Below are 7161 nucleotides of genomic sequence, written 5' to 3'. Positions count from 1 at the left end.
TTTTCCCCGATTCAAAAAGCGGGGACAGAATGATGCATTCCGCTACCCGCAGGGCGTTAAGCTCGATCAGGAAAACAGCCGTATTTTTCTGCCGAAACTTGGCTGGATGCGCTACCGGAACAGTCGTCAGGTCACGGGGGTTGTAAAAAATGTCACAGTCAGCCAGTCCTGCGGTAAGTGGTACATCAGTATTCAGACTGAAAGTGAAGTATCCACTCCTGTTCACCCTTCAGTATCAATGGTCGGGCTGGATGCTGGCGTGGCTAAACTTGCCACGCTGTCAGATGGCACAGTCTTTGAGCCTGTAAACAGTTTCCAGAAAAACCAGAAAAAGCTGGCGAGACTTCAGCGACAGTTAAGCCGCAAGGTCAAACTCAGCAACAACTGGCAGAAGCAGAAACGCAAAATACAGTGTCTGCATTCCCGTATCGCGAATATCCGCAGGGACTACCTTCACAAAGTCACAACGACCGTCAGCAAAAACCACGCAATGATAGTCATTGAGGATTTGAAGGTCAGCAACATGTCAAAGTCAGCCGCGGGTACGGTCAGCCTGCCGGGGCGCAATGTCCGGGCAAAATCAGGTTTAAACCGTTCGATACTGGATCAGGGCTGGTATGAAATGCGCCGTCAGCTTGAGTACAAAGAGCTCTGGCGTGGCGGTCAGGTGCTTGCTGTTCCGCCGGCGTACACAAGCCAGCGTTGCGCGTGTTGTGGTCATACAGCGAAAGAAAACCGCCTGTCACAAAGTAAATTCAGATGCCAGGTATGTGGATATACAGCGAACGCCGATGTAAACGGCGCTCGTAACATTTTAGCGGCGGGACACGCCGTTCTTGCCTGTGGAGGGATGGTGCAGTCAGGCCGCCCGTTGAAGCAGGAACCCACCGAAATGATTCAGGCGACAGCCTGAACGTAGCAGGGATCCTCGTCATTCAGGGCGTGGAGGATGTCAAGGACTACCGCCAATAACTTTGTGGCGGCTTTTCTCTGATAATTTTCAGGATCTTTCCCCTTTAATGTCTCGACTTCGGCAACTAAAGCGTCGTAGGTTTCCTGAAGCAGGGATGAGCATATAGCGCCCAACCATTAACCTTTTGTGGAAAATCCATTATTCGTCGTCGCCAATCTCATCATCAATGTTGACGTCCATGCCAGCGACAAGTTTCTTTCCTTGTTGAATGTCGAATGGACGAGTTTTTTGCGGGTTGTTCTGGATATCTGCATCCAGAAAACGCAAAAATGCATTCATAGTATGATCCTCCTGTTCATCTCCCAGTCGGCACATAAATACTTGCCCACCAGGCAGAATTTCGTAATGAATGCTGTCCAGGCCAGGCTTCAGTTTTAAGGCCTCACGCACTGGCGCGGGGATAGTTGTTTGTCCGCGTATCGTGACCTTTGATTCAGTGGTCAGTACAGCGTTAGAGCGAGCATTAGTGGGCATTATTCACTGTCCTTTTACAGCCTGTTTTCTGCTCAAATTACAAGCTTGAACTAAGGTAATGCAAATGCATTATTAGCAGCAGAAAGCGACAGATCCAACGAAAAAAGAGAACATGTTTCCCATTTTACGAGGCGCTTTCCAAATCACTCGCTCAGTCCCCTCGCGCTCCAGCGCTTAAATCACTATTTTGCAAATCTGTGACCTCCTTCACTCTCCCAAAAGGCGGTGATCTAATGGTGTGGATCCACTTTCTGCTTTCGCTTGTCTGCCGTTAGCACTCGCTATTTTGTAATCTCTTCTTTTCACTTTTTCAGTTTGTCACTTTCATTTGCGGTCAACCGAAAGATCTAGAGTCGATTTTTCCAGGTATCAACGCCGTTGTCGGGTTCACAAATTCACATCTTTTCTTCTGATGTAATGCATTCAATAGAAAATGAAAGTTTCAAAACGCAAGAATGCAACGAAATACTTTTTCTGGGAGCGATAAATATGCTGGATAGCTTAAGACGCCGCGAACAAATAATTGATTTGTTATGTGCACAGGGAAGCGTACGCGTTGAGCCGCTCAGCATCCATTTTGGTGTCTCATGTGTCACGATCCGTAATGACCTACGGTATCTGGAACAAAAAGGTTGCGTCATGCGTTCGTATGGCGGTGCCGTGTTGAATCAACACTTTGCGCTCGACAGACCTTTACAGGATAAAGATCGCCTCAATCGTGATGTTAAAGTACGAATTGCCGAAAAAGCGGCCAGTTTTGTCAAAGATGGCGATACATTAATTATCGATTCTGGTTCAACGACTACGCTAATTCCCGCTTCGCTCAAAGGGCGTCGGGATTTAGTCGTCATGACGAATGCCTTGAATATCGCCTGGGAAATGGCCAGTTTTGAACGGGTGGATGTTATGATCCTTGGTGGAAACGTTCGCCAGAGCGTCTACTCCCTGTATGGGCCTTCGGCAGAACACCAACTCCGGCAGTATCGCTTTGATAAGCTGTTTTTGGGCGTGGACGGCTTTTGCCTTGAAGCAGGGATTACCACACCACATCCGGGTGAGGCACACCTGAATCAAGTGATGTGTCAGGTTGCGCAGGAAATTACTGTTGTCGCGGACTCCAGTAAATTTGGCCGAAAAAGCTTCTGTATGATCGGTGAAGTGAGCGAGATAGATCGACTGATTACCGATAGCGGTATTCCAGAGAATTACAAAGCAGCATTAACGCAAATGAGTGTGGAAGTTGTGATTGCTGATGAGTGAGAAAATGTGGCTGGAGATAAACGTCGCCAGCCATATTACTTTATTCAGGTTGCATGTTCGATTTGCAGCAACGCCGCGCCTCGTACGCCGCTCGTTGCCCCATGAATGGCAGGAAATACGTGCGCAGGTTCCAGTCCAGGAAGAAGATAACGCGTCATAGCTTTCGGCAATAACGTGTAAATTTCCTTGAAATTAGACACACCACCGCCAAGAACAAATGCATCCACGTCGAGAATATGCTGCAACTGTGCCAGCGTACAACCAACCATATCTATCCAGGCGCTTATGGTGGTGATGGCACAGGGAACGCCACGTTGATGATTTTCTAACAATGCCTCCATAGTGATTTGCTCACCGCTGAAATGCCTGTGTAACCAAAGCAAGCCAGGACCGGACTGGTAGCGTTCAAGACACCCTTGCAAACCGCAGCCGCATTGTAATTCAGGCAGGTTGTAGCGCCGCATAAATGTCGCCGGGAGCGGTAAATGGCCAAACTCGCAGGCCATACGGTTACGGCCACGGTATAACTGGCCATCAATAACTAATCCCCCGCCCATACCCGTGCCGATAATCGCGCCAAAGATCCGACTATATTGACGAGCTTGATCGGTATGCGCTTCTGATAGGGCGAAGCAGCAGCAGTCATTGTCCATTATCACCGGGCGGTTAAGGCGATTTGCCAGATCGGTTAACACCTGGCGTCCGGTCAGGCAGGGAACGTTAGAAGACAACAGCTTACCGGTGTGCCGATCCATAACGCCGGGCATCCCGATACCTATTTTGCCTTGCGTACCCGTGGCCCAGTCAGCGGTATCAATCAGAGACACAAATGTGGATATAAAAAGTGCGTAATCCTGAACAGGCGTAGCCACCCGCTTGCGCCAGCAAATTTGTAAATCCTGATCAAAGGCGACTATCTCTGTTTTGGTTCCGCCAATATCAACACCGTAAAACATCGCTCATCTCCTTTGGTTTCACAGCACAACCAGGGTATTTTCCTTGCGAGCGCGCTCGGCGGCAAAGACCATTAAATGACTTTCGAGCGATTCATCTGGTCCTGAAAGAATCATCGCTCGATCGTCAGCCATCACGGCATGGATAAAGCTGTCCATCAGATAGTAATCACCACCACCGTGTCCTCCCATCTGGGTGTGAGTGCCTGCGTCTTTCTCTTCAACGGTGTAAATAGTTTCCTGGTCGGTGAGAAAATCAAAACACCGAATGGTGTCGCCATCGCCTTCCAGATAGCCTTTCGAACCGAAAAGTCGGGTTTTACGATCCTCCATTTTCGTAAAGGCAGTCATTGTAAAAGTGACGCTCTGCTGATGCGCAAACTGCATGTTTACCACTTGATGATCAACAACATCGTTATCGCAGCAATAAACACAGCGACCATAGGGGCCGTCACGCAGGGCCTGACGAATATTCTCTTCAGTAGGATTTGGTGTTAACACGTGGCGAAAGTGAGGCGTACATTTATGGGCTTCGCCAGCATAAATTTTGCATGCGGACCACGGGCAGGTTGCTTCTGCCTGGCAATCGAGACAGCGCTCGGCGGCACCTTCAGGTTGGTTTTGTTTTACAAAATGGTTGAGCCCGCCAAATGAGCTAACGATTTTACAGTTGTCTCCCATGATGTAGCGGATCCAGTCCAGATCGTGGCAGGACTTTTGTAACAGCATAAATGATGATCCAGCCTCGTTGCGCCAGCTACCTCGCACAAAAGAGTGTGCCTGGTGCCAGTAACCGACGGGTTCGAGATGCTGCATACTGATAATGTCGCCAATGATGCCGCTGTCGAGTAAGGATTTGAGTTTTTGTGTATATCGGGTGTAACGAAGAACGTGTGCGACGGCTAATAAGACATTATTGCGTTTGATGGCATCAATGATAATGCGGCAATCGTGCTCAGTTGGCGCTAGCGGTTTTTCCAACAGAATGTGGTAACCGAGATTGGCAAAAGCGACGGCCGGATCTCTATGCATATTGTCTTGCGTACAAATAAGTACAGCATCAGCCATTTTGGGCCGAGCAGCAGCCTCTTTCCAGTCGCTAAAAATGTTTTCTGTCGGGATCGTATGCCGGGACACAACTTGCTCGCGGTAAGCCTCTCTTGGTTCAGCAACACCTACCACTTGCATTCTGTCCGGATGCTCAAGGGCATAGCGGGAATATATTTCTCCACGTGCACCTGCACCTATTACTAAAACAGTGACTTTATTTTTATTCATATCAAGAAATACCTTTCTGATAAATTCATCTTAATTGCTACGTTATAAATTACGAAAACTAACAAGATGAAATCCGTGTTTTTCAATCGCATATTTGAGTGACGGTGTAGTCAGAACCGTAAGTTCTTCCAGCCGTTGATAGCAGTAACTGCTCGACATTAAGTGGCTATCTACAAATCCAGGGTGACACATAATTTCCAGCGATTTTTCATCACATTTTATGGCGTTATCGAGGAGTGACAAAAAAAAGTCTTCTGAAATATTATTATCGTAGAAATTACTGCTGAATCCCTCACTACTTTTGGCATCCAGCGAATCGATTTTTTTCTCTCGCAGAACAGAACGATCGATACGTAATGGTAAATTTTTCTCACGCGCGAAACGCGCGACAATGGGATAAACCTGCGGGATCATATGAACACTGTGATGGCTGTCTAAATGGGTGGGTTCCCGTTTAAATACATCAATAAAACGTTGATATTGAGATCTCAGTTCCTGTTCAATTTCACCTGTGTTTAATAGCCCTTGCTCCGCGACATCCCAGATCCATTTACCTAATTGGCCTGCGCGTGCCAGCGAAGGCATATCCGTTAAGGCTGCGCCATAGCTCAAAACAAAATGTAACCCGACGCCGAGCTGTGGGGTTTCGGCACTTAAAGAGGCCGCATGATCAATTGCCGGAGCATTCATCATCGCAGTTGTTGAGCGAACGACACCATTTCGTACTGCCTCGATAATTCCATAATTAATACCTTTACTTAGTCCAAAGTCATCTGCATTCACAATTAATAAGCGTTGCATAAGGCGTCCTTGTTATTGATGATATTGGGTAAGTTCAGCAATGGTGCTGGAAAATTGATGCAGATGCTTTTTATGGGCAATGATCATTTCACGCACTAACTTTTCAGCGTCGTTATCCGAGGTCATTAGCGGGTTAAGACATAGAGCCAGCAGCGTATCGTTAAACTTACCACTTATTGCCGCACGGGCTGCTGCAATCTCAAAACATTTGATTGAATGAATGAGTCCCAATACATTTTCGTCAAAATGAGTGAGGCGCGGATGGGGGGTAACACCGTTATTCCCCAGAATGCAGGTCATTTCAACGGTCCAGTCTTCAGGAATATTTTTTACACTACCCTTGTGTGGAATATTAACGTAATGCTCTGTTTGCGTATCATTATAAATTGCATTAATAACAGCACAGGCTGCGTCTGAATAATACGCACCACCGCGCAGGTCAAGTTCTTCAGGTTTTGTATTTAATTCAGGATTTTTATACAGATCAAATAACTTTTTCTCTAATGCCTGTACGACTTGTGCGCGAACGCCATTTTTATAAAATTCCCCCATCTCAATGGCGAGCATTTCTTTATGTTTAAAATAGTAACGTAAGTAAGCACAGGGCAGAAGATTAAGTGCCCGAATTAAATTAGGATTGAAGGTTAAACTGTCAATATTTTTGACGGTACTTCCCTCAAGTAAACCTTCAACGACACCATCGAGCAATTCAGCAAAACGTGATTGTCCATTCACCCATACATCTTTAAGAAAGACCATGTGGTTTAAGCCAAATATGTCTAGTGAAAGGTCATCGTCGGCACCCAGCTTCAGGGCCTTGTGAACGAAACTCTTCATCCCAACAGGGACATTACAGACACCGATAAACCGTTTAAATTGGGTATGGCGGTACACGGCTTCAGTGACCATCCCGGCAGGATTAGTGAAATTAATAATCCAGGCATCGGGGCAAAGTTCTTCTACATCTTTGATGATATCAAAGACCACGGGGATGGTACGCAATCCGTTGAATAAACCGCCCGCGCCATTGGTTTCTTGCCCCAGATATCCCTGACTTAGTGGGATCAACTCATCCATTTCCCGCGCTTTTAATTGCCCGACCCGAAATTGTGTAGTGACAAAGTGCGCGCCCTGTAATGCCGCACGGCGGTCCAGAGTTTTCACAACTTTTAATGGTATACCTGCTTTTATCACCATCCGCTGACAAAGGTCGAAAATAATGTCCAGCTTTTCTTTGCCTTCTTCAATATCAACTAACCATAATTCACTGACTGGTAATTCATCGTAGCGTTTTATGAACCCGTCAAGGAGTTCTGGTGTATAGCTACTACCACCGCCAATAGTAACGATTTTTAAATTTTTCATGTTACTTCCATACTCAATATTAAATTGATTTGTGATGCCATGTTTTTATCTGAACGT

The 7161-nt window shown here is 46.6% G+C and carries 7 protein-coding genes and 1 pseudogene; 2 read left to right on the top strand and 6 right to left on the bottom strand.

The features are described 5' to 3' along the window. Positions 1–913, top strand: a 913-nt coding sequence (locus tag AACS80_RS09160; protein WP_138183757.1) for an RNA-guided endonuclease InsQ/TnpB family protein, incomplete at its 5' end; no start/stop codon positions are given. A 2-nt stretch (positions 914–915) separates the two neighbouring features. Here the strand turns inward: AACS80_RS09160 and AACS80_RS09155 are convergent. Together AACS80_RS09155 and prlF are read right to left on the bottom strand one after the other, a co-directional pair. Continuing rightward, positions 916–1112, bottom strand: a pseudogene (locus AACS80_RS09155) (type II toxin-antitoxin system YhaV family toxin); the annotation flags it as partial. After that, positions 1112–1447 (bottom strand): type II toxin-antitoxin system antitoxin PrlF, encoded by a 336-nt coding sequence (gene prlF, locus AACS80_RS09150; RefSeq protein WP_135410491.1) that lies wholly within the window; start codon positions 1445–1447, stop codon positions 1112–1114. The pseudogene AACS80_RS09155 and the gene prlF, both read right to left, overlap by 1 nt. 489 nt (positions 1448–1936) lie before the next feature. Between prlF and agaR the strand changes: the two genes are divergently transcribed. Further along, on the top strand, positions 1937–2707 hold the full coding sequence (gene agaR / locus AACS80_RS09145; RefSeq protein WP_135410527.1) for a transcriptional repressor AgaR: 771 nt from the start codon (positions 1937–1939) through the stop codon (positions 2705–2707). A 44-nt stretch (positions 2708–2751) separates the two neighbouring features. Here agaR and AACS80_RS09140 read toward each other — a convergent pair whose 3' ends face one another. Genes AACS80_RS09140 through AACS80_RS09125 form a run of 4 tightly spaced genes read right to left on the bottom strand, consistent with a single transcriptional unit; the run spans position 2752 to position 7104 of the window. Then, positions 2752–3663, bottom strand: coding sequence for an ROK family protein (locus AACS80_RS09140; RefSeq protein ID WP_135410490.1), 912 nt, complete (start codon positions 3661–3663; stop codon positions 2752–2754). Positions 3664–3681: 18 nt separating this feature from the next. Next, a complete protein-coding gene (locus AACS80_RS09135; protein ID WP_135410489.1) occupies positions 3682–4938 on the bottom strand; it encodes a Gfo/Idh/MocA family protein in 1257 nt (418 codons plus the stop codon). Positions 4939–4980: 42 nt separating this feature from the next. After that, a complete protein-coding gene (gene chbG / locus AACS80_RS09130) occupies positions 4981–5739 on the bottom strand; it encodes a chitin disaccharide deacetylase (protein ID WP_138183756.1) in 759 nt (252 codons plus the stop codon). Positions 5740–5751: 12 nt separating this feature from the next. Beyond that, on the bottom strand, positions 5752–7104 hold the full coding sequence (locus AACS80_RS09125; RefSeq protein WP_138183755.1) for a 6-phospho-beta-glucosidase: 1353 nt from the start codon (positions 7102–7104) through the stop codon (positions 5752–5754). Positions 7105–7161 lie beyond the last annotated feature (57 nt).

The organism is Escherichia sp. E4385 (assembly GCF_963883145.1).
Lineage (GTDB): Bacteria > Pseudomonadota > Gammaproteobacteria > Enterobacterales > Enterobacteriaceae > Escherichia.
The sequence above is the reverse complement of the archived record's forward strand: the minus strand, read 5'-3'. Positions and strand labels throughout refer to the sequence as shown.